The sequence below is a fragment of the Anaerostipes sp. genome, assembly GCF_018381315.1.
Taxonomy (GTDB): Bacteria; Bacillota; Clostridia; order Lachnospirales; family Lachnospiraceae; genus Anaerostipes.
Genome location: NZ_JAGZSD010000016.1, coordinates 1 through 23,370, shown reverse-complemented (window position 1 = coordinate 23,370; position 23,370 = coordinate 1). Strand labels below are relative to the sequence as shown.

The 23,370-nt window shown below is 42.9% G+C and carries 23 protein-coding genes; 12 read left to right on the top strand and 11 right to left on the bottom strand.

The window, feature by feature from the left end; genetic code table 11:
* Positions 1-14: 14 nt before the first annotated feature.
* The 6 genes from preA to KH180_RS12005 all read left to right on the top strand — a co-directional run bounded on the left by preA (position 15) and on the right by KH180_RS12005 (position 6,418).
* Complete coding sequence (gene preA / locus KH180_RS12030) at positions 15-1,271, top strand: NAD-dependent dihydropyrimidine dehydrogenase subunit PreA (protein ID WP_290760661.1); 1,257 nt, start codon at positions 15-17, stop codon at positions 1,269-1,271.
* 28 nt (positions 1,272-1,299) lie between these two features.
* Positions 1,300-2,682 (top strand): dihydropyrimidinase, encoded by a 1,383-nt coding sequence (hydA, locus tag KH180_RS12025; RefSeq protein ID WP_290760658.1) that lies wholly within the window; start codon positions 1,300-1,302, stop codon positions 2,680-2,682.
* A gap of 15 nt (positions 2,683-2,697) precedes the next feature.
* Positions 2,698-3,462: a threonine/serine ThrE exporter family protein gene (locus KH180_RS12020; protein WP_290760655.1), complete on the top strand. Its 765-nt coding sequence runs from the start codon at positions 2,698-2,700 to the stop codon at positions 3,460-3,462.
* Positions 3,463-3,499: 37 nt separating this feature from the next.
* Positions 3,500-3,940, top strand: coding sequence for a threonine/serine exporter family protein (locus tag KH180_RS12015; RefSeq protein WP_290760652.1), 441 nt, complete (start codon positions 3,500-3,502; stop codon positions 3,938-3,940).
* 12 nt (positions 3,941-3,952) lie between these two features.
* Positions 3,953-5,212, top strand: a complete 1,260-nt coding sequence (locus KH180_RS12010) for a Zn-dependent hydrolase (RefSeq protein WP_290760649.1) — start codon at positions 3,953-3,955, stop codon at positions 5,210-5,212.
* A 330-nt stretch (positions 5,213-5,542) separates the two neighbouring features.
* Positions 5,543-6,418, top strand: a complete 876-nt coding sequence (locus KH180_RS12005; protein ID WP_290760646.1) for a MerR family transcriptional regulator — start codon at positions 5,543-5,545, stop codon at positions 6,416-6,418.
* A gap of 91 nt (positions 6,419-6,509) precedes the next feature.
* Here KH180_RS12005 and KH180_RS12000 read toward each other — a convergent pair whose 3' ends face one another.
* Positions 6,510-7,388: a MerR family transcriptional regulator gene (locus KH180_RS12000; RefSeq protein WP_290760644.1), complete on the bottom strand. Its 879-nt coding sequence runs from the start codon at positions 7,386-7,388 to the stop codon at positions 6,510-6,512.
* Between the two features lie 263 nt (positions 7,389-7,651).
* Here KH180_RS12000 and KH180_RS11995 point away from each other — a divergent pair, with 263 nt between their 5' ends.
* Both KH180_RS11995 and KH180_RS11990 read left to right on the top strand, forming a co-directional pair.
* Positions 7,652-8,002, top strand: coding sequence for a type II toxin-antitoxin system RelE/ParE family toxin (locus tag KH180_RS11995; RefSeq protein ID WP_290760641.1), 351 nt, complete (start codon positions 7,652-7,654; stop codon positions 8,000-8,002).
* Positions 7,995-9,083, top strand: a complete 1,089-nt coding sequence (locus KH180_RS11990; protein WP_290760638.1) for a HigA family addiction module antitoxin — start codon at positions 7,995-7,997, stop codon at positions 9,081-9,083. Before KH180_RS11995 ends, KH180_RS11990 begins: the two co-directional genes overlap by 8 nt.
* Before the next feature lie 100 nt (positions 9,084-9,183).
* Here KH180_RS11990 and KH180_RS11985 read toward each other — a convergent pair whose 3' ends face one another.
* The 7 genes from KH180_RS11985 to KH180_RS11955 are packed head-to-tail and all read right to left on the bottom strand — an operon-like array spanning position 9,184 to position 15,425.
* Positions 9,184-10,323 (bottom strand): acyl-CoA dehydrogenase family protein, encoded by a 1,140-nt coding sequence (locus KH180_RS11985; RefSeq protein WP_290760635.1) that lies wholly within the window; start codon positions 10,321-10,323, stop codon positions 9,184-9,186.
* Positions 10,320-11,357 carry an electron transfer flavoprotein subunit alpha/FixB family protein gene (locus KH180_RS11980; RefSeq protein WP_290760632.1) on the bottom strand — a complete coding sequence of 346 codons (1,038 nt, stop codon included), beginning with the start codon at positions 11,355-11,357 and terminating at the stop codon, positions 10,320-10,322. Before KH180_RS11980 ends, KH180_RS11985 begins: the two co-directional genes overlap by 4 nt.
* A gap of 12 nt (positions 11,358-11,369) precedes the next feature.
* A complete protein-coding gene (locus KH180_RS11975) occupies positions 11,370-12,161 on the bottom strand; it encodes an electron transfer flavoprotein subunit beta/FixA family protein (protein WP_290760629.1) in 792 nt (263 codons plus the stop codon).
* Between the two features lie 13 nt (positions 12,162-12,174).
* The gene (gene acrC, locus KH180_RS11970; protein WP_290760626.1) at positions 12,175-13,329 is read right to left on the bottom strand and encodes an acryloyl-CoA reductase; all 1,155 of its coding nucleotides are present in this window, start codon (positions 13,327-13,329) and stop codon (positions 12,175-12,177) included.
* Positions 13,330-13,350: 21 nt separating this feature from the next.
* A complete protein-coding gene (locus KH180_RS11965; protein WP_290760623.1) occupies positions 13,351-14,529 on the bottom strand; it encodes a CaiB/BaiF CoA transferase family protein in 1,179 nt (392 codons plus the stop codon).
* A gap of 16 nt (positions 14,530-14,545) precedes the next feature.
* On the bottom strand, positions 14,546-14,938 hold the full coding sequence (locus tag KH180_RS11960; protein WP_290760620.1) for a hotdog fold domain-containing protein: 393 nt from the start codon (positions 14,936-14,938) through the stop codon (positions 14,546-14,548).
* 40 nt (positions 14,939-14,978) lie between these two features.
* Positions 14,979-15,425 (bottom strand): beta-alanyl-CoA:ammonia lyase, encoded by a 447-nt coding sequence (locus tag KH180_RS11955; RefSeq protein WP_290760617.1) that lies wholly within the window; start codon positions 15,423-15,425, stop codon positions 14,979-14,981.
* A gap of 374 nt (positions 15,426-15,799) precedes the next feature.
* Here KH180_RS11955 and KH180_RS11950 point away from each other — a divergent pair, with 374 nt between their 5' ends.
* The 4 genes from KH180_RS11950 to KH180_RS11935 all read left to right on the top strand — a co-directional run bounded on the left by KH180_RS11950 (position 15,800) and on the right by KH180_RS11935 (position 21,985).
* On the top strand, positions 15,800-17,701 hold the full coding sequence (locus tag KH180_RS11950; protein ID WP_290760614.1) for a DUF2207 domain-containing protein: 1,902 nt from the start codon (positions 15,800-15,802) through the stop codon (positions 17,699-17,701).
* 287 nt (positions 17,702-17,988) lie between these two features.
* The gene (locus KH180_RS11945; RefSeq protein ID WP_290760612.1) at positions 17,989-19,302 is read left to right on the top strand and encodes a hemolysin family protein; all 1,314 of its coding nucleotides are present in this window, start codon (positions 17,989-17,991) and stop codon (positions 19,300-19,302) included.
* 27 nt (positions 19,303-19,329) lie between these two features.
* On the top strand, positions 19,330-21,288 hold the full coding sequence (locus tag KH180_RS11940; protein WP_290760610.1) for a DUF2207 family protein: 1,959 nt from the start codon (positions 19,330-19,332) through the stop codon (positions 21,286-21,288).
* A gap of 94 nt (positions 21,289-21,382) precedes the next feature.
* Entirely contained in the window at positions 21,383-21,985 is a 603-nt protein-coding gene (locus KH180_RS11935) for an ECF transporter S component (protein WP_290760607.1), read from the top strand.
* Positions 21,986-22,167: 182 nt separating this feature from the next.
* Here the strand turns inward: KH180_RS11935 and KH180_RS11930 are convergent, their stop codons facing one another.
* The 3 genes from KH180_RS11930 to KH180_RS11920 all read right to left on the bottom strand — a co-directional run.
* Positions 22,168-22,734: a cysteine hydrolase family protein gene (locus tag KH180_RS11930; RefSeq protein WP_290760604.1), complete on the bottom strand. Its 567-nt coding sequence runs from the start codon at positions 22,732-22,734 to the stop codon at positions 22,168-22,170.
* A 98-nt stretch (positions 22,735-22,832) separates the two neighbouring features.
* Complete coding sequence (locus KH180_RS11925) at positions 22,833-23,144, bottom strand: winged helix-turn-helix transcriptional regulator (protein WP_290760601.1); 312 nt, start codon at positions 23,142-23,144, stop codon at positions 22,833-22,835.
* A 1-nt stretch (position 23,145) separates the two neighbouring features.
* Positions 23,146-23,370, bottom strand: a 225-nt coding sequence (locus tag KH180_RS11920; RefSeq protein WP_290760598.1) for a hypothetical protein, incomplete at its 5' end; no start/stop codon positions are given.

Genomic DNA, 23,370 nt, shown 5'->3' with positions numbered 1-23,370 from the left:
AGGAGGCATTGTATATGTCCATTAAGAAAGATTTATCAATTGATTTTTTAGGAGTCAAATGTGAAAACCCGTTTTTCCTCTCATCTTCTCCGGTAGGAAGCAACTATGAAATGTGTGCAAAAGCGCTGGAAGCAGGATGGGCGGGAGTTTATTATAAAACAATCGGTATATTTATCCCGAATGAATGCTCCCCTCGTTTTGATATCACTTCTAAAGAAGGGACACCATGGACCGGATTTAAGAACATGGAAATGATCTCAGACAAACCTTTGGAAGACAACCTTGAATATATGAGAAGACTGAAACAGGACTATCCGACCAAGGTGATTGTTGCCAGCATCATGGGAAGCAATGAAGAAGAGTGGGAGATCCTTGCTAAGAAGGTAACAGAAGCCGGAGTTGACATGATTGAGTGTAATTTCTCCTGCCCGCAGATGACATCTTCTGCTATGGGATCTGACGTGGGACAGAATCCAGATCTTGTGCGCAGATACTGTGAGGTTGTTTCAGGCGCTACACATCTGCCGGTAATTGCAAAGATGACTCCGAATATCGGAAACATGGAGATTCCGGCGATCGCTGCAATGGAAGGCGGAGCCAAGGGAATTGCCGCAATCAATACAGTAAAGGCAATTACAAATATTGATGTGGAAAATATGACGGCAATGCCTGTTGTAAACGGTAAATCTTCCATTTCCGGTTATTCAGGGGCAGCTGTAAAACCGATTGCACTCCGTTTCATCACACAGATGAAACAGCATCCGGAACTGAAAGATGTTCCGATTACAGGAATCGGAGGAATCGAAACATGGAAGGATGCACTGGATTTCATTCTTGTAGGTTCTTCAAACCTTCAGGTTACAACAGCTGTCATGCAGTATGGATACCGCATCGTAGAAGATATGATCAGCGGACTGTCTCACTTCATGGAGGATCATGGAATTGATAAGCTTTCTGATCTGGTAGGAACAGCTCTGCCGAACATTGTGCCTGCAGATGATATTGACCGTACCTTTATCCTTTATCCGGACTTTAATAAAGACAAATGTGTCGGATGCGGAAGATGTTATGTCTCCTGCTTTGACGGCGGACACCAGGCCATCACATGGGATGAAGAAGAGAGAAAGCCGGTTCTCAATGAAGACAAATGTGTTGGATGTCATTTGTGCCTGAATGTCTGTCCGGTTATGGACTGCATTACCCCTGGCAAGGTTGAGATGAAACAGGGAGTAGAAGAGCATGAAGTAAAAATGAAAACCAAGTATGAGTAAAGCATAAGTCAGATTGGGGGACAATCATATGAAAAAATTCGACTTAGTGATCAAGAACGGTACTGTTGTAACAGCTTCTGAAATGTTTTCTGCGGATATTGGCGTGAAGGACGGAAAGATTGCAGCCATTGCAGAAAATATAGAAGCAGATGCAGATGAAGTGTTTGATGCAGCAGGCAAGCTGGTACTTCCGGGAGCACTGGATGTACATACACACCTGGCAATGCCGTTCGGCGGTACCATTTCTTCTGACAGCTATCTCTCAGGAACCAGAGCGGCTGCCTGCGGCGGAGTCACAACGGTCTTTGATTATCCGGTACAGCATACCGGAGAAACAATCCGCGGAGTTATCGCGGAGAAAAAAGCTGTTTTAGAGAAAGAGGCATGTGTGGATTTTGCTTCCCACTGCTGCATCACAGACCTTTCAGACGGAGCGATCATTGAGGAGATGGAAGAGGCCGTAAAAGAGGGAATCACAAGCTTTAAATGCTTCCTTGTTTATAAAAAGGAAGGCTGGATGGTAAGCGACGGAACTCTTGCAAAACTGATGCTTAGAGCAAGAGAATTAGGAGCAATGATCAATGTCCATGCAGAGAATCCGGACCTGATTGACATGTATACAGAGCAGTTTTTAAAAGAGGGAAAGACGGGCGCCTGGTATCATTACATGAGCCGTCCGGAGTTTGTAGAGGCTGAGGCAGACAAAAGAGCCGTACACTGGTCAAAACATCTGGATGCACCGCTTTACCTTGTACATATGGCAGATAAGGAAGGCCTTGAAGCCTGCATCCAGGCAAAACAAGAGGGAGCACCTGTGTTTGTGGAGACTTGTCCGCAGTACCTGGAGTTTACCTGTGATGTTTATAAGAGAGAAGACGGACGCAACTTTGTGTGCTCCCCTCCGATCAAAGGCCAGGAGAGCCAGGATGCTTTGTGGAAAGCCATTAGAAACGGGTCTATAGATACAGTGGCTACTGATCATTGTCCGTTCCAGAGCTACGAAAAAGACTGGGGTAAGGATGACTTCACTAAGATTCCTAACGGATGCTCCGGAATTGAAAACTTATATCCATATATGCTGGATGCAGCCAACTCTGGAAAAATATCATTCCCGAGAGCAGTAGAGCTGTGCTCCACAAATCCTGCAAAGATCTTCGGATGTGACCAGAAAGGTTCTATTGCAGTCGGTAAGGACGCAGATATTGTCATTTACGACAAAGACAAAGATTTTACTATCAGCGTTGATACAATGCATTCAGACTGTGACCACACAATCTGGGAAGGAAAGAAGCTCCACGGATATCCTGTCCGCACATTCCTGCGCGGAAATGTAGTATATGCAGACGGAGAGTTCAAAGGAACTCCTGGTATGGGTCAATTTGTGAAGCGAAGCCCAAGAAAATTGAGATAAAAAAGAGAGGGTGCCATGGGTAAGGCGGTTACTAGAAAAGAGGCAGAACAGATGCTTGAAAATGCATTGGAGATCGGGGCGCGTATGCTGATCTCCGGTGCAGAGATCAGCCGTGTAGAAGATTCGATTTTCCGGATCTGCACAGCTTATGGATCTGAACGGACTGAAGTTTTTTCAATCACGTATACAATTGTTGCCACTATTTCCTCCAAGAATTTCGGTATTATAACTCAGTCCAGAAGAATCCATGGCTCAGCTTTTAACCTTCAGGAGCTGAAGTATCTGAATAATCTGTCAAGGAAGGTGTGTGCGAACCTTCCGGACATGGATGAGGTCAGGAAAGATCTGAAACAGATCCACGAACTGCCCAAGTATACAAACCGGCAGAGCATGCTGATCTATGCACTGATCTCATCTGCCTTTACCCTGTTTTTCGGAGGCTCAGTGCTGGATGCAGCAGTCTCCGCGGTCATTGGAGTCATGATTAAGATCGTGGAGATACCTTTGAAAAACATGAATATGAACCGCTTTCTTGTCTCCTGCCTGTGTTCGCTGGCAGCAGGAGCCCTGGCGGTTTTGGCAGCACGTACAGGCATGCCGTGTTCCTCTGATAAAATCAGTATCGGCAATGTGATGATCCTGATACCGGGCCTGATGTTTACAAATTGTATTCGGGAGATGATATCAGATAATTTTTTATCCGGCCTTACCCGTTTTGGGGAGGCAGTACTTTTAAGTCTTTCCATTGCCCTGGGTTTTGCAGCGGCCAGCTGCCTGTAATCAAAATGTCTGCATTATGGATTGAGAGGAGATTAAAATGAGCGGATTAAATCAAATCATTGCAGCATTTTTCGGCGCCCTGGGCTTTGCTTTTTTATTCAATCTGCACGGAAAAGAAGTTTTCTATAGTTCATTGGGAGGATGTCTTGCATGGTGCGTATATCTTACGGCAGGGCTGATGATCCCTCAGTACGGGAAACAATATTTTGCAGCAGCATTATTTTTGGGGATTTATGCGGAATGTCTGGCAGTCAGGACAAAGGTTCCCGCAACATTATATCTTGCGGTAGGTATGATTCCCCTGATTCCGGGGGCAGCCTTATTTATGATGATGCAGAATGCATTTAAGGCTGACTGGGAGCAATTTGCACAGTACCGGCTGGAAGCGTTTATCACAGGAGCTTCCATAGCTTCCGGGACAATCGTGGCAGCCGTATGCTGGAATATTTTTAAAAACTATCGGTTAAACAACAAATAAGGAGGTTCATTTATGTATACATGTGATTTAGACCGGATGGCGGACAAAATTACTACAATGAGTAAATTTGGGGATGCAGGACACGGAGGCATCACAAGATACTCTCTTTCACCGGAAGCTTTACAGGCAAGGGGAGAGTTCGTAAAAAGAATGGAAGCTATCGGGGCTGAAATTAAAACAGATGATATGGCTAATATCTATGCAACTTTAAAAGGTTCTGAGCCTGATCTTCCGAACATTGTCATGGCTTCCCACTGTGACTCTGTAAAGAACGGCGGAAACTATGACGGAATCCTGGGAGTTATGGGAGCCATGGAAGTTCTGGAAACTATTGCAGACCAGAAGATTCCTCATAAACACAATGTCACAGCCATGATCTGGACCAATGAAGAAGGTTCCTTATATCCGCCGGCTATGATGTCTTCCGGAGTTATCTGCAATGACTATCTTCCGGATGATATTAAGAAAAACTTTATTCATGAAAACATGCTGGCATCCAAATCTGTTCTGGATCCTGAAAAAACATTCGGAGAGGCACTGGAAGCTTCCGGATATAAAGGTGCCAGAGAGAATCGGTTAAATAATAAGGATTATATGGCGATGTTTGAACTGCATATTGAACAGGGGCCGATCCTGGAAGCAGCCAAGAAAGATATCGGTGTTGTGACCTGCGTACTTGGAATGATTAATTACAAGATTAAGGTTTACGGACAGTCAGACCATGCCGGAACTACTCCGATGAAATACCGCCAGGATGCTTTATACGGGGCAGCCAAGGTTCTTCAGTATCTTCACGATGAATTGGATAAACTGGATCCTGAATTAGTTTATACAACCGGAGAAATCTACTGTCATCCGAATGTACATACTGTGATTCCGGACTATGTAGAATTCTCTATCGATGCAAGACATGAAAAACCGGAAGTAATTGAACAGGTTGTCAATGTCATTAAATCAATGCCAAAAGAAGTAGTAAAATGTAAAGTTGATTATGAAGTGGCATGGACAAGAGACACAGTTTACTATGACAAAGAACTGGTTCAATATGTACAGGAAGCAGTTGATGAACTTGGTTACTCAAACCAGAAAATCAACTCAGGTGCAGGACATGACGCTCAGTTTGCAGCATACATGATGCCGACTACAATGGTATTTGTACCTTCCAAGGACGGACATTCTCACTGCGAACCAGAGTATACATCACCGGAACAGTGCACACAGGGGGCATCTGTACTCCTGAATGCAGTTCTCAAATGTGACGCTGACAAGTAAGCAGTATGACATTTTGACCAGTTCTCCGGCTTGCTGTCTCAGGAATGTAAGGCCTCCGAACTGGTCAAAATGGACATAATGTCTGCTGGAGAAGGGTAGCCATAAAACAGAAGGTGCCTTTTAGCGATAAGTTTTTCTCCATTGTCGGAAGGAGGCCTTTCCAGAGCCGACTGGAGATAATGGAGAAAAACTCATAGCTTTCCTTTACGTTAATATAAGCAGAGAGGACGCTGTATATTTCAGCGTTCTTTTTGCCGTCCTGCTTTTAAAATGGACGTATTTTACACCGTTTGTTATAATAACAGTGACACTAAAAATGCACTGAGGGAGGTGTTTTTTATTTTTATAGACAAGCCTTATTACAGCATTGGAGAACTTTCAGCAATCTGTGATATTCCGCAGAAAACGCTGAGATATTATGATGAGATTGGTCTGTTTACTCCGGATCAAAGGAATCAGGAGACTCACTACCGTCTTTATTCTAAAGGCCAGATTATCACGATAGTCATTATTAAGAATTTGAAACAAATGGGGTTTTCTTTAAAGGAGATTAAAGAGATTGTCTCCGAAAATGAAGCCAAAGCACTGGAAAAAAATATGCTGAAAAAGCTTCAGTCTATGAAACAGGAGATTGAAGAGAGTATTAACCGCTATACGGAGTATTGTTATTTTCTCAAAAAAATACAGAACGGGATTGATATCCTGGAGGAACTCTCAGACGGGCATTCTGATGAGATGAAGGTATCTGTTGAATTTATTCCGGAGGTAAATCTCCTATATGACCGGCGGGTCATGAAGGATTATGATTATTCTGAGATTTCTCTTGAACGATGGCTGGGGATTATGGAAAAAGCCAAGACAATGAACTGTAAAATAGCAGGACCGGTATATGTCACATTTTATGACAGCAATATTCTGAATAAGTTTCTGTCCCAGGATTCTGAGATCGAGTTTGCTGTCCAAGTGGAAGAATCAAAACCTGCCGGTCATATCCGTCCTTTTGGAGGAATGCTTGCGGCTACAGTGATTCATATTGGCAACTATGAAGACATTTCAAGTACTTATATTCAGCTGATCAAATGGATTAAAAAGCACAATTATAAGACTGTAGGACCGGCTACAGAAGAGTTTATTCTTTCACCGCTGGATGTAAATGATGAGAACAGAAGAGTGACAAAGATTATTATCCCGGTAGAAAAAGAGTGAGAATTCAGGCATTGACTGCGCCTGTTTTAAAGAAAAAGAGGCATTCCGCAAAGGCTTTTAAAGCTTGACAGGAGTGCCTCTTTGTTCTGTTTTATTCCTGGTTCCTTGTGACAGGAATGATGATTTTGGTGACATGCTCATTTTCATTTCGCAGGTCTACAGGAGAGATAATGAATTCCTCTGATACCGGGCCTGCCACCTTGTAGTGGTTTTGGTTGATCCACTGGATGATCTTGATGTGGGTTTTAATAACATCACTATAAGGTCCCACATGAAACGCAGTAGCAGCCAGGAAGCCGCCGAACTTCCGGACATGCTGGGATGAGCTTTCCTCCACCTGGATGCCGAATTCTATATCACAGTCTTTGGAGAGAAACTGGTCCAGCAGCTCTGTGTAATATGTGACGGTGATCGGACCGCAGACTTTCAGACCGTGTCTTGAGACTTCATCGTTGATCTCTACCCAGCGCTCCAGGGAGACTTCGTCATTGTGATAAGCATGCATAATCCTGCGGGAGTGGTACAGGTTGACTTGAGGCACTTCCTTGACAGAGATTGCTTCCAGTTCACCGGCCTGGATTTTTTTCAGCTCATCATCGTAGAGGTGAAGAATCTGGGCTCCTTCCTTTAATCTCTGCAGGAACTGTTCTCCTTCAAAATACTTTTGATTCAGATTTTCTATTTCTTTTTTTATACATCCGAGCTTCTCTTCGATCTTCTGTTCCAGGTTTTGCACCTGGTTTGCAGAAACGATTTCCTTGATTTCCTTAATTGAAAAACCGAGCATACGCAGCTTGCGGATAATGGAGATCGTCACCATCTGGTCTTTGCTGTAATAGCGGTATTTGCTCTCCGCCTTACGGATCTCCGGAACCACCAGCTTGATCTCGTCATAGTAACGAAGAGTTTTGATTGACGTGTTACAGGTTGCTGCAACTTCCCCGATAGAATAGTAATGACTTCTGTCCAAAACTTTGTCCCCCTACATTCACTTCATTGCTATTATTATACCTTATCGTGCGTAAGCACGCCAGCCCGAAGGGGATAAAATACGGGGTGCCCATAGAAGCATAATGTGTTAAAATCTGAGATTGTAAAATTTTGTACAAAAACAAACTAAAAGATGGTATAATTTGTATATTGAGTAAATTGTAAAATACTGTATTATTTATTATAAAAAATAATTTACTTTTTGGGTAAAAAATATTGCGACAGGAGATACGCTCAGTTATAATGAAAATATATTATGATAACAAAAATATACAAAAATTATGTAACGATTATAGACATGCACAGATAAAGTTGGGTAAGAATGTTGCTGATAAATTACATAAGACATTACAATTTATTGATGCGTCTGTGTTCCTTATGGATATTAAAAACATGAAGACCTTTCGTTTGCATCCTTTAAGAGGAGACAGAAAAGGTACATATGCGATAGATTTAGGAAAAAGAACCGGATTCAGGCTGATTTTGATTCCGGTTGGTCCGGATGGAAACGAATGGACAACAGAAAATGATATTGTAATTTATAACTCTACAGTTACGGTTATCTTATTGGAGGTGAGCAAGCATTATGAATAGAACGGAATATAGACAAAGCATTGCTTTTCACCCGGGAGAGTATATTAGAGATCTTATTGAAGAGATGGAATTAACCCAAAGCGAATTTGCCAAACGTTTGAATGTAAGCGATAAAGTATTGAGTGAACTTATTAACTGCAAAACGCCAATGAATAAAGATATTGCAGAAAAGCTTGCAGCAATGATGGGCACATCAGTAACTGTCTGGCTGAATCTGCAGCTTGCATATGACGCAGCAATTTTGGAAAATAAGATTGATATTGAAATAAGAGCAGATGAAGCAATTCTTGATGTACTTGATTATAATTATTTTGTTAAACTTGGGGCAGTCTGCAGATCACGAAAAAAAGATAAAAAAATTCGGGAGTTAAGAAAGTATTTAGCAGTATCTTCACTCAGCATACTTAATAATAAAGACTTTCTTGTTAACTTTAGGGCTGCGGCATCAAAAGATAGTAATAAAAATGTTATATGTGCAAACGCATGGGTTCAGACAGCTATTAATATGGCGAGAAATCTAGAGACAGGAACATATAATCCAAAGAAATTAAGGTTATTTTTACCTGAACTGCGCAAAATGACATTACTTCAGGCTGGTGAATTTATTCCAAAAATGCGGGATATATTAGAAGAATGCGGAATTGCTTTAGTTTTCTTGCCGAATCTAAAGGGTTCTGGTATTCACGGTGCCGTGAAATGGTTAAACCATGATAAAGTACTGCTGGCCATCAACACATGCAATGCTCATACAGATATATTCTGGTTTTCTTTTTTTCACGAATTGTGCCATGTTTTTCAGCATAAAACATCTAAAACATTTATCGCTGTACAAGATAACAGCGAAATCGAAATTGCAGATATGAAACTTGAGAAAGAAGCAGATTTGTTTGCTGTGGATTCATTAATCCCCAAGGATAAATATAATGAATTTATAAGTCAGTCTATATTTAACAGGGAAAGTATTGTTATTTTTGCTGATAAAATTGGAATTCATCCAGGAATTGTAGTAGGAAGACTGCAGCACGACCGATTAGTTGATTTTAACTCGTTTAATGATTTACGAATAAAGTATGAGATTTAAAAGGTGTATATTAAAAAAACCGGACTGTGTAATACATCCCTTATCCGCTTGACAAGGGATGTATTACAGTGAACCGGGCTTTTTCTTTTAACAGGTGAGTTTAACGAAACAGGCTGCCGCTGATAACAAGCTTCTGTATCTCATTGGTTCCTTCATAGATCTGTGTGATCTTGGCATCCCTCATCATACGCTCTACATGGTATTCTTTCATATAACCATTTCCTCCGAGCATCTGTACCGCTTCCTGGGAAACCTGCATAGCTGCATCGGTACATACCATTTTGGCTTTTGCAGCAGAAATGGAGTAGCTGCGCCCTTCCTGTTTATCCATAGCAGCTTTATAAAGCATATACTGTGCCTGCTCGATCTGTACAGAGAGTTCAGCCATTTTGAAAGCAAGATACTGATTTTTAAACAGCGGTTTCCCGAACTGCTGACGGTCTTTTAAATATTGGAGTGCGATCTCATAAGCACCCTTTGCGATCCCAAGCCCCTGAGCAGCCACTCCGATCCTTCCGCCGTCCAGATCCTTCATGGCAACAGCAAAACCTTTGCCTTCCTCGCCGACCATATTTTCTTTTGGCACCCGGACATTTTCAAAGATGATCTCTGATACCTGTGCACTTCTGATACCGCATTTATTTTCAATGGTTCCGACTGAAACTCCGGGCATGGCTTTTTCTACAACGAAAGCAGAAAGGCCTTTTGTTTTCTTTTCAGGGTCTGTTAAGGCGAAAACAAGGAAGTAATCAGCCAGAGGTCCGTTTGTTATAAAACACTTAAGACCGTTCAGCACGTAGGCTTCTCCATCCCAGAGAGCCGTTGTTTTACATCCTGCTGCATCAGAACCGGCTTCTGGTTCTGTAAGACAGAAAGCACCCATTTTCTTTCCGGCCAGAACATCCGGAAGATATTTCTTTTTGATCTCTTCGCTGGCAGAGTTAATCAGGCCTCCGGAGAACAGAGAGGTACATACGGAGTAGGCGATTCCTACGGAAGAATTAACTTTAGATATTTCTTCTACTGCCAATACATAGGACAGATAGTCTGCACCCTGTCCGCCGTACTCTTTAGGGAATGGAAGGCCGATAAGCCCCATCTGTCCCATTTTAGCGTATGCTTTCTCAGGGAATCTTCCTTCTTCATCATCTTTTAATACGTTCGGCAGCAGTTCTGTCTGAGCCAGCTGCCTTGTAATATTCTGAATAGATAATTGCTGGTCGGTTAATTGAAAATTCATATAGAACCCTCCTTTTGTGTGAGCTGGGCGGTCATCGCAGGAATTACATCGTTTAAATCTCCTACGATTCCATAGTCACAGATTCCGAAGATTGGTGCTTCCGGATCTTTATTGATGGCAACAATGTATTTTGATTCGTTCATACCTGCCAGATGCTGGATTGCACCTGAAATACCGCAGGCAATATAAATATCGGGTCTGACTGTGGTTCCGGTCTGCCCGACCTGATGGGATGCATCAATCCAGCCGGCCTCTACACAGGCTCTGGATGATCCTACCTCTGCTCCAAGAGCATCTGCCAGCTGTTTAATCAATTCAAAGCCCTCTGCGGATTTCAGTCCCCTTCCTCCGGATACAATAATGCGTGCATCCGTTAAGTTGACCTGTTTTTTGTTTTCTTTAATGATTTCAACAAGCTTAGCTCTGATATCACTTTCTGAAAGTTCAGGGATAAAAGTTTCCATCGTTCCTTTGGCTGTCTCCTGATGAACCGCTTTTTCCATGACACCAGGCCTTACTGTGGACATCTGAGGCCGGTTTTTCGGGCAGACTATGGTGGCCATCAGGTTTCCGCCGAAGGCAGGCCTTGTCTGAAGAATTTTGCCGTCTTCCTCATCAATTTCAAGCTTGGTGCAGTCCGCTGTAAGCCCTGTTCCGAGACGGGCAGCAATTCTGGGGCCGATATCCCGTCCAACGGAAGTTGCCCCTACCAGCACGATCTCAGGTTTTTTCTCGTTAATCAGCTGTACAAAAGCGGAAGTATAGCCATCGGTTGAGAAGCTGTTAAGAAGCGGATGCGACATATAGTAAACCACATCTGCGCCGTAGTGAAGAAGCTTTTCGGCTTCCGCTTCAATTTTATATCCGGGAATAACAACCGCAAGTTTTTTCTTTAACTTGTCGGCCAATTTGCGGCCTTCACCCATCAGTTCAATGGTAACCGGCTGTATTTTTCCCTCTCTTTGTTCTCCAAGAACCCAGACATCCTCATATGCACTCAGGTCAATCCCTTGGTTTACTTTTGCTCGTTCCATTTTCTGTCCTCCTTAAATCAAATTTGCCTGCCGAAGCTTCTCAATGAGGGTTTCTGCCTTTTCTGAATCCGTGGTCCCCTCAATGATCTCACTTTGCTTGGATTTTACAGGGACAAAGGAACGGTATACATTGGTCGGAGAACCCTTAAGACCGATTTGGGTCTGGTCTACATTAAGGTCGGACAAGCCCAGGACCTTAATTTCCACATCCCCGTCATAAGCCCTGAAAATCCCCTGTACAGTTGGAAATCTGGGCTCGTTCAGTTCTTTGATGGCAGTCAGGAGCACCGGTATGTTTGTCCTGATCTTATAGTCACCCGTTTCTGTAAACCGTGTGACATTCAGGGCATCGCCGTCTTTTTCTATATGCTTGGCATAAGTCACCTGCGGAATGCCAAGAAACTCAGCGATCTCAGGTCCCACCTGTGCAGTGTCACCATCGATTGCCTGTCTTCCGCACAGGATCAGATCATAATCACCGATCTTCTCAATGGCAGCTGCGAGGATCGTGGCGGTAGCCCATGTGTCAGAACCGCCGAATGCCCGGTCACTTACGAGATATGCATGGTCTGCGCCAAGAGCGATGGCTTCTTTTAATGCATCTGCAGCCTGAGGAGGCCCCATGCTTACCACGGAGACTTCAGCTCCGGTCTCTTCTTTCAGGACAAGGGCGGCCTCCAACGCATTTTTATCATCCGGATTTATAATGCTTGGGACCCCTTCCCGGATCAGTGTCCCGGTCTCCTGGTTGATCCGGACTTCATTTGTGTCCGGAACCTGCTTTACGCATACAATGATCTTCATGCTTTCCCTCCCATTACTTTCCGTTAGAATTTAAAACAGCCCTTGAGATCACGACTTTATGGATCTCAGAAGTACCTTCATAGATTTCAGTGATTTTTGCATCCCTGTACATACGCTCCAGCGGATAATCTTTCATATACCCATATCCGCCGTGGATCTGCAGAGCAAGATTTGTAACAAACCGTGCATTTTCAGAGGCATTTAATTTTGCGATAGCAGCCTCTTTTGTGTGTGGCTGTCCGGTGCTTTTTAAATAAGCAGCATAGTAGATCATCCATTTGGCGCACTCTGTCTTTGTGGCCATATCTGCGATATACCACTGCAGCCCCTGAAGTGCTTTGATTGGTTTTCCGAACTGGACTCTTTCGTTCATATATTTAACGCTTTCATCCAGGGCACCTTCGGCAATACCCAATGCCTGTGCAGCGACGCCGATTCTGGCACCGTCCAGAGCATTCATGGCCATTTTAAATCCTGCGCCTTCTTTGCCCACAAGGTTTTTTTTTGGAACCCGGCACTGGTCAAAGATCAGTTCGGCAGTTTCAGAGCCGTGGATTCCCATTTTATTTTCAATCTTTCCTATAGAAAAGCCTGGGGTTCCTTTTTCTACTAAAATGCAGGATAAGCCTTTCACTCCCTTAGACGGATCAGTCAGGGCAAAGATAAGAAGATATTTGGCCTGGCCGCCTCCGGAAATAAAACATTTAGTGCCATTCAGGACATATTCCCCGGTCTTTTCATCCAGGACAGCGGTTGTTCTGACCGCCGCTGCATCAGAGCCTGCATTTGGTTCTGTCAGTGCAAATGCCGCCAGGTCACCGCCGGATGCCACCTTAGGCAGATATTTTTTCTTCTGTTCCTCACTGCCGAACTTTAAAAGCACAGAAGCAAAGATGGTGTGGATGGATAAGATACCAGCAGTAGCCGCGCATTTTTTTGCAAGTTCGGTTACCGTGATTACCTTATCAATATCATTGCCTCCGCTTCCGCCGTATTCCTCAGGAGTTCCGATCCCTGTGAGACCGAGTTTTGCCATCTGGCCGAATGTATCTCTCGGAAAGATTCCGGTCTGATCCACTTCCTCAGCTCTGGGGCCCACAACCTTTTCAGCAAATTCACGGACTGTTTTTTTCAGCATTTCCTGTCCGTCTGTCAGTTTAAAATCCATTTTTACCTCCTGCTTTCCTAATTACATTACGCCTTCGGCTTTTAATGACTCCAGTTCCTCGTCAGTCAGCCCGAATACTTCTTTATTGTGCTGTCCGAGCAGAGGGGCAGGAGTGTCTACACTGCCCGGAGTCTCCGTTAATTTGATCGGGCATCCCTGGAAATACATCTCACCGATTGCCGGATGATCCATATGCACCATCATTTCTCTTGCCTGGAAATGCGGATGGTCGATAGCTTCCTGCATATCCAGTACCGGGCCGCAGGGGATTCCGGCTTTATCAAACAGATCTTCAATCTCTTTTTTCCCTTTTGAGGCAACCCACTCGCTGATGAGCTGCTGAAGACCGTCTGTGTAATTCTTGCATCTAAGGTCATTTGTCTGATACCGCGGATCCTCAAGCAGGTCTTCTCTGCCGATAGTTTCACAAAATGTCTTAAACAGACGGTCATTGCCGACACCGATCGCGATATATCCGTCTTTTGCCTTGTAGATATCAAAAGGAGCAATGGAAGGGTCGATATTTCCCTGCCGCTGCGGGATCACACCATCCATCGTTGTAGTCACAATGGCATTTTCCAGGAGACTGAAAATAGTATCTGCCATGGCCACATCCACCTGTTGTCCCCGGCCGGTGCGTTCTCTGTTGAACAGTGCCATTAAAACTCCCACACACAGATAGATGCCGGTCACATTATCAGCGATAGAAGGTCCGACTTTTGTAGGAGGGGAATCCGGGAATCCGGTCATGTTTACCATACCTCCCATGGACTGGGCAACGATATCGTAGCACGGACGGTTGGACAACGGTCCGTACTGTCCAAAACCTGAGCCGGAAGCATAGACGATGCTCGGATTGATCTCTTTTAATGTTTCATAATCTACTTTTAACTTCTTGGACACACCGGCGCGGAAGTTTTCTACGACTACATCGGCATCCTTTACTAAGTCATAAAAGATTTTCCTTGCCTTTTCATTTTTTAGGTTCAGGGTAACGCCTTTTTTATTCCTGTTTAAGAATGCATAAAACCCACTCTCCCCGCTTTTTTCATCAATCGGTCCCCAGCTTCTGCACTGGTCTCCCTGGATTGGCTCGAACTTAATGACATCAGCACCGTTGTCTGCCAGCAAAGTAGTACAGAACGGCCCGTTATATGCGTGTGTCAGATCCAGGACCTTAACGCCTTCTAATGCTTTCATGTGATCCTCCTTTTATCTAAGCTTTAACTTTGTGTTCCGGAACTTCATATACGAAAAACGCTTCTGTTGAGATCTCCGGATCGCTCAGCATATCAATGGAACTTTCAAATTCCGGATTTTCAGGAATCTGGGCAACTTTGAAAGAACGGCACTGGATGTAGACTTTATTGCCCTCAGTTTTTGTAACCCTTGCGATAAACTCCATATAATCTCCGGCGAAGACGGGATTATATAATCGGATTTTTTCAACAAGGCAGCATCTTCCTGTATTGCCGCAAACCTTTGCCATAAGGCGGTCTGCAGTATCTCCCATATATGTAATGGAGCGCGCGCCGTTTACCACGCCTCCGCCGTAAAATTCATCTCTGCTTGACATTCTGTATCTCATTGTTACTGTCTGTTCGCTCATATCAAAACCTCCTTGAGTTGTTCATTTTTTATATGTAAAATTAATCGATTGCTTTCCATGGATCTTTGACGGTTCCGTCCGGCTGTGCGCCTCTCTGAAGTTCCTTTTTTACGACGAGGATAACATTGCCTTCTGTGATCAGCTTTGGCTCATCGAAATAGTACATATCTCCGTCTTTCGCTCCCTCTATTCCAAGTCTTTTTGCAGGAGTAGCTACTTTAAAAGTCTGAATAAGGCAGGTCCTTGATGTATTTCCCACCTTGACCATGGTTGCTTTAAAGTCCAGCTGGTCTCCCACATAGGCATCTTCCATAAACTTTACGTCGTTATAGCCAAGGCAGAGAGATTCATCTCCGTCATTCAAAATCATCAGTTCTGTTTCTACATCTCCGATGAAATCAAACTGTCTGCCAACCGGGATTACACCCTCCGGATTATTGGCATCTGCCGTTGTCATTTTGTAGCTTAAAAATGCTTCTGTTCTCATAATTTTCTACCTCCTGTGGCAATATGATTTTTGATCTTGATTTCACTATAATCCATCCGGCGAATGCACAGTCAATGGCTGTTTTTGAGATGTTTGAAGGCTTTTAAGAGCAAAAGGGAGCCAACTGTCCGGCAGGGGGAGGGTTGGAACGGATAACAGCAGAGGTCTTATTTTGGAATATCAGCAGAAAAGGCTCCTAAAATAAATGCTTATTTTACGGTTTTGTTATAGTAAAAGCGTAAATTCAGGGAAGAGTTCTGCAGCAAAAAATCTGAGAAGCAAAAGCTTAAAAAAGGCCATAAACAGCGAAGTAATGGTATAATAAAATTAAATCAAAAGAATAGTTGCAGACATTTTTATGGGGAGGGATGGGGATGAAAAATTTTCTGAGCAGGATTTGTATTCTGCTTATAATTGGGCTGTATTCAACAACGGTGGATGAGCCGGTAAACTTCAATCAGAAGGTACAGCCTGACCAGAATATGAAAACAGAGAAATATCAAACAGATATTACTTTGATGAAGAATGGGAGCTACTCTGTAAAGGAAGCTATAGATGTAAATTTTGTAAATCCGAGACACGGCATCTACCGCAACATTCCGGTAAGGGGTAAACAGTATTATATTGATGAAAAGAATCGGGAACATGAATTTTTGTATTATGCAGATGTGAAAATGGAAGATGCCAATACAACGGCACAATATCGGCATGAGAACGGAAATATTGTTATGCAGTTTGGGGACAGGGAAGAAGAAGTGAATGCGGGAACCTATCGGTTCAGCTACTTGCTCACTCCTTATCATCAAGAAAAAGATTATCATAATATTTATTATAATGTACTGCCCGGCCAATGGAGAAATCCTCTTCCCAAAGGAAGCAGTTTTACGATTCACTTTCCTAAAAAGGTAAATCTGTCGAAGCTGAAGTTTTATTGCGGGGAACAGGGACAAACCAGAGATGCCCGGGATGCAGCTCATATAACAATAGATGAGACCGGGCGAAAGGTTACGGGAGTGCTGAAGAAAGACCTGCCCTTGGGCTGGGGCATCACCTGTTTTGGCAGCCTTGGAGAAGGGTATTTTACGTCTGTCACCCATCCGTCTTTGGGAAAAGAAGGCTTGTTGACAGCAGCTTTTTGTATAACTGTCCTTATTCTGTTATTTTTAAACTTCGGCAGAGACGAAGAAATTATAAGCTCAATCCAATATCAGCCGCCGGAAGACATCGACAGTGCAGCAATCGGATATATCATTGACGGCAAAGCAAATGACCAGGATGTGATTTCTTTACTGTTATATTGGGCGGATCAGGGATATGTCTTTATTAAAGAGGAAGAAGAAGGAGTGACGGTTTATAAGCTGAAAGATCTCCCGCCCTACGCTCCGGAATATCAGACATATTTTTTTGGAAAATTGTTTACCGAGGATGAGCCGTTTATCTCTACTCAGAATATACCTGACAGAATGACCGGTGCAGTGGAAGAGACAGGCAAAAAGCTTAAAAAAAATTATGAGGATTTGATCTATACCGGAGAGTCCAGGGCAGCAAGGTGGATTGGAGTGCTGCTGGCGATTACCCCTCTGGCGGTGTTCATGATCAGCAGTACGCAGTATGGAATCTTAAGTGAGACGGAACAGCATGTGGAAATGAGTATTTTTGCAGTGTTATCTGTTGGATTTTTTCTTATCATCTATGTAGTGGACTATTGGTATTCTTTGTCGGACAGAATGAGGCAGTGGATTAAAATTACGGGATGCATACTCTGCGGCGGAGGACTGGTATCATACATAGTTTATTATATGAGCCTGGCATACAGACAAAAGATTTTTGATTTTACTGGTACTATGTTCATTATCTGCGGGATTACAGCAGCAGGCTTTATATTGACAGCTTTTATGAAAAAAAGAACAAAACAGTGTACAGAATGGATGGGCTATCTGGCAGGATTCAGGGATTTTATAGAAACTGCTGAGCTGGACCGGATGAAAGTGCTGGGAGAAGAGCACCCAAATCTGTTTTATCATATTTTCCCCTATGCCTATGTGTTTGGGCTTTCAGAAATATATGCAGAAAAGCTGGAGGCACTGAACGTGGAGATGCCTGTGTGGTTTGAAAGTTATGGCAGGCATCTTACATTCCAATATCAATCATTTCAAAAGTTTAGCACACAGATGAATAATTCGATCGGCTCTTACAGCTCTTCTGGTTCGTCAGGTTCCGGAAGCGGCGGTTCATCGGGCGGAGGCTTCGGCGGGGGAGGCGGAGGCAGCTGGTGAGAAATTGAAGTCTTAACACATAAACTGAGCTATGGTTATTGACATTTGCTGTCCGTATTCATATAATAATCTTACTTAATTCAGAAAGAGGTATTGGAGAGATTATGGACGAAGCTGACGATAGTGACTCGGCAAACGATTTATTCAAGATAATATACAGGCGCAGTCTGCTGTTTTATACAATGGCGGACTGCGCCTTTTCGTATCTTCGTATACATATGCGCAGATGATTTAAAAGATTTGCAAGTATTTAGATTGAAGATAAAAAAGAAAAGGAGAGTGCTGAATTGAATAAGATAGCTGCACAGTTATTGGTACAGATAATTTTAATATTGTTAAATGCTTTTTTTGCTATGGCAGAGATTGCCGTTATATCCCTCAATGGAGCTAAGGTAAAGAAACTGTCTGAAGAAGGGGATAAAAAAGCAGCAAAGCTGCTGAAACTTGTGGAGGAACCGTCAGGATTTCTCTCAACCATACAGATTGGGATCACATTGGCCGGATTTTTGGGAAGTGCTTTTGCCGCCGACAATTTTTCCGGATATTTTGTTAAGTGGGTTTACGAGGATCTGGGATTTACATCTATTTCTGTTTCCGCATTGGATACTATAGCTGTTATTTTAATTACCTTGATCTTATCCTACTTTACACTGATTTTCGGGGAACTTGTGCCGAAACGGATTGCCATGCAGAAGTCCCTTGCGGCAGCAAAAATCTCCTGCGGAACTGTCTCAGCTGTAGCATTTGTCATGAAACCTGTAGTATGGTTTCTGTCTGCTTCTACAAATGTGGTGCTGAAAGTACTTCACATGAAAACAGAAGCGGAGGAAGAATCAGTGACCGAGGAAGAAATACGCCTTATGATGGAACTGGGAGAAGAAAAAGGGACGATCGACAGTGAAGAAAAGGAGTGGATCGAGAATGTATTTGAATTCGGGGATACCACGGCCGGGGACCATATGACTCACAGTTCCGAGGTGACAGCAATTTCTTTCACCCAGAGCAAGGAAGAAATTCTTCAGGTTATCCAGAAAACCGGACTGTCCAGATTTCCGGTTTATGAAAAGAATCTCAATGACATCAGAGGAATATTATATGCCAGGGATTTTCTCATCAGCCTGAATGAAAACAAGGAAAAGGGTTTGGAGGATATGATGAAACCAGCATATTTTGTGCCGGAAACCATTCCTTCTTCTGTACTTTTTCAGGATATGCAGAAGAAAAAAATCCATCTGGCCGTTGTTGTGGATGAGTACGGGGAGGTAAGCGGCATTATCACAATGGAGGATCTTCTGGAGGAAATTGTTGGGAACATCTACGATGAATTTGATCCGTCAGAACCCCCTGAAATCAGCAAGACTGCTGAGAATTTGTGGAAGTGCTCAGGGGCTGTAAAATTGGACACTATCAGACAGGAGTTAAATGTGGAGATTCCGGACCGTCCGGATTGTGATACCCTGGGAGGGCTGGTTTTCAGCAGACTTCATTCTATTCCAAAAGACGGAGCAAGGTTTGAACTGGAGGTTTGCGGAATCAAGATTCATGTAAAGGAAATAAAGGGAAGAAAAATTGTAGAGGCAGAACTTCAGAAGGTGTTATAATTATCTCAGAAAGGGGAGGGGATGTTTATGAAGAGTTTTAGCCTGAAGAATTTTATTCCGATACTGGCCATACTGGCTATTTTTCTCATAAAAGCCGGCTATTTCGACCGCCTTGCAGAGGAACTTGATCCGGAAGTAAAAAAAGATTTATATATGAAGACAGAGGCCTATGATGTAGATATTTCAATAGACGAAAAAGGCTATTATCTGGTAACAGAACAGATTAAAGTAAAGTTCTTGGAAGACAGGCATGGTATCTACAGATATATCCCTGATAAAGGATTTGTGGCATACAAAAAGGGTGACAATATAAAAAAATTTCCTTTCCTTGCAAATGTAGAGCTTGAGCTGCCAAACAGTGAAATAACTGAATCTCATCAGAATGGTGCAAAAGTATTCCGCTTCGGTCACAGTGATGAAGCGGTGCGAAAAGGTGATTATGAGTTTACCTACCGGCTGACTCCTGAACGGCAGGGGCAGCCTTTTCCGTATATCTATTATAATATCTATCCTTCGAGATGGAAAAATGCGATACCAAAGGGAAGCCGTTTCTCTATTCATTTCCCTGGAGACACAGACTTAGAAAAAATTGAGTTTTACTATGGAGCTTATGGATCTGCAAAAAGTGCTCATAATCTGCTCGAATTGAAAAGGAATACAAAAGAGAATACGATTACCGGAACACTGAAGAAGGAACTTCCGGCAGGCAGTGGGATTACTTGTTTTTCCGGACAGGTGCAGAAGGGATTTGCAGGGATAAAAGGGAAACCAGGGATATCATTATTTCTTTGGGTTCCTCCTGTGATTCTTTTGGCAGTGCTTGCTGTATTGTATCTGTACTTCGGAAGAGATGAAAAAATTATTCCTTCCATAGAGTTTGAACCTCCGGAAGATATGGACAGCGCTGCTGTCGGGTATGTCATTGATGGGATTGCAGAAGACAGGGATATTCTTTCTCTGATTCTGTATTGGGCCGACAAAGGCAATCTGTGGATAGAGGAAGAAGAACAATATTTAATGACCCTGCATAAGCTGAAGGAACTGCCAGAAGAAGCACCAAGTTATCAGCGCACTGTATTTGGACGGATATTTCAAAACCGGGACTCAGTATATTTAAACGGATTGAAAAATGATTTTTGGATCACAATGGAGAATGCTAAAACACAGCTTATACAGAGCTTTGACGGAGAAAGCAAAGCTGGAATTTATACTAAGCCTTCATGGAGACTGCAGAAATTATCTTTTCTATGTACAGTACTGTCGGTTATCTGGATTACAGTTATCACAGGACATTATTCATACATGACCGCTGTAGGGGTAGTAGTCCAGGTGCTGTTATGCACCGGCATGGGACTGGGAATGTATTTTTGCTGCAGGGGAGTTGACGGCTGGTATTCCCTTTCAGGGAGAAAGAGGACTTTCTTTACTGCAGGCGGTTCAGTTCTCTTTTACATGTCACAAATATTTTACTTTGTATTTTATGTCTGTAAAGCATCCCGAAACGAAATATTTGATTATACCATAGAGATAGGCATTGTCCTGGCTGCCGCAGCAATTATGATGCCCCTGACATGCTTTATGAAAAGGCGGACTCCAAAATGTATCCGGTGGATGGGGTGTTTGACAGGTCTGCGTTCTTTTATTGAAACTGCAGAACTTGAACGTATGAAAGTGCTGGCAGAAGAACAGCCAGAGATTTTTTATCATATCATGTCCTATGCTTATGTATTTGGGCTTTATGACAAGCTTGCAGAGAAATTGGAGATGCTGGAAATTCCGGCTCCGGGCTGGTACCATGCCGGATATGAGATAAGCAGCTGGAATGCAGGAGTAATGCTGAGCTGTGTGGCAGGAAACATTACGTTTGCAGCAGTCTCGCTGAGTGATTCATCTTCTGCCGGCACTTCCGGAGGAACATCGGGCAGCGGGGGCAAGGGCGGTTTTTCCGGCGGAGGCTTCGGAGGAGGCGGAGGCGGCAGCTGGTAAGAAATATCAGGTCAAGAGCAGTGTTTTTCCAAAAGAACTTGTGAAACCCCAAAGCAGCGTGGTAATATAAAGGGAAATATAGGAGGATGAAAAAGTGGGAAACAAAAAAGTTCTTAGAATGGTACAGATTGCACTGTTCATAGCTATTATTTTTATTATGACCTTTACGCCGCTGGGATACCTTCGGCTTGGATTACTTGAAGTTTCACTTCTTACGATCCCGGTAGGGGTGGGAGCAATGATATTTTCACCGGCAGCAGGAGCAGTTCTGGGACTGGCATTCGGGCTGATCAGTTTTGCAAGATTTTTTGGAATGAATCCGTTTGGTGCGGTTCTTGTAGGGATCAATCCGTTTTATGCATTTTTAGTAGCTGTTCCGACAAGAGCACTTATGGGATTTCTTACTGGAGTGATATTCAAGGCTTTGAAACGGGGTGGACAGGCTAAGACTTCTTATTATTACATAGGGGGATTCTGTGCACCGTTTCTGAACACCGTATTTTTTATGGGAGTTATGGTGCTGTGTTACTGGAATACAGAATATTTTCAGAATCTTAACTCAACGATGGGCAATCTGAACCCGCTGATGTTTATCTGTGCATTTGTCGGAGTCAATGCAGTGATCGAGATACTGGCAGGCTCCATTGTAGGAGGAACGGTTGCCAAGGTGCTGCATAAAGCATTAAAAACCACTTAAGGTAAATAAAAACAGGTTCCGCTGGTTGGACGGAACCTGTTTTTTTATTTAATGAAAAGAGAGGATTAAAATATATGAAAAACTATATTTAAAGTATATCAGAATCCGGAACAGATACAATGTATAGAAAATAAACAATTATAAACGAAATATAAACAAATCTTAGAAAACTCTTAGGAAACTTATGTTTCTTTGTTTTCATCAGCTGTTAGTTTGTAATATTGTTCGCTTGTCATAACGTCTGCAAATTTTTTGTCTAAGGAAGCCATGTATACATTTCCGACTGTGGCTGCAGGAAGAGTGACTCCATTCCATTTTAAATCTTTAGACGTACAGGCATTGGAAATCAAGGTAACATGGTATCCACGGTCTTTTGCAGCCCTTACTGTTGTATCCACACACATATGGGTCATCATTCCGCATAGGACCAAGTCTGTTATGCCTTTTTTCTTTAGTTCACTTTGCAGATTTGTCTTATAGAAACTATTGGGGTGGTGTTTGACAATGATTTTTTCTGTTTCAAGCGGAGTTATTGCTTTATGGATATGCGAACCAGACGTTCCCGGTATAAAAAAGTCTGTATTCCCATCAGATAAATGCTGAATATAAAAAACTGGCAGGTTTTCCTTCCTGAATGAGCAGAGCAGAGTTTTGACTGTGTCTAAGGCCGATTCCGGATGGGATAATTCACACTTTCCGCCTGCAAAGTAATCGTTTTGAACATCGATGATCAATAATGCTTTTTTCATTTTCTCCTGTCCTTTCTATGGTAACTTTAATGAACACAGAAAATGATAGAAGAAAAATAACATAAAGTAAATTACTTACTTTTTTGTTAGTACAGGGGCTAATACCGGATTCCCTTACGATCCAGAAATTCTTTCATACCGTTTTTTAACATATGGTCGATTCCGATTTCCTGCATGATCATAACAGCGGATAACATTTTTTCTCCCTGATCTGTCAAATAGTATTCTACCTTCAGAGGATAACCGTCAAAAGTTTTCTTATCAATTAATCCAAACTGCCTCAATTCATTTAATTGTTCCAAAAGCATTTTTTGTGTAATACCTTCAATGCCGTGATAAAGTTCAGAAAAAGAACATGTTCCATTTCTGAGCTGGAATATAAGAATGGTCTTCCACTTGCCCTTTATCATATCATGGACCAGTTCTAACGGGCAGGTATGAGTTTTTCTCCACTATCTCCAGTCGGCTCTGGAAAGGCCTCCTTCCGACAGTGAAGAAAAACTTATCTCTAAAAGGAACCTTCCGTTTTATGGCTGCCCTTCTCCAGCAGACATTATGTCCATTTTGACCAGTTCGGAGGCCTTGCATTCGAAGGGATGTTAGTTTTTCTTCTTGAAGCAAAGATTCGGAGGCGGT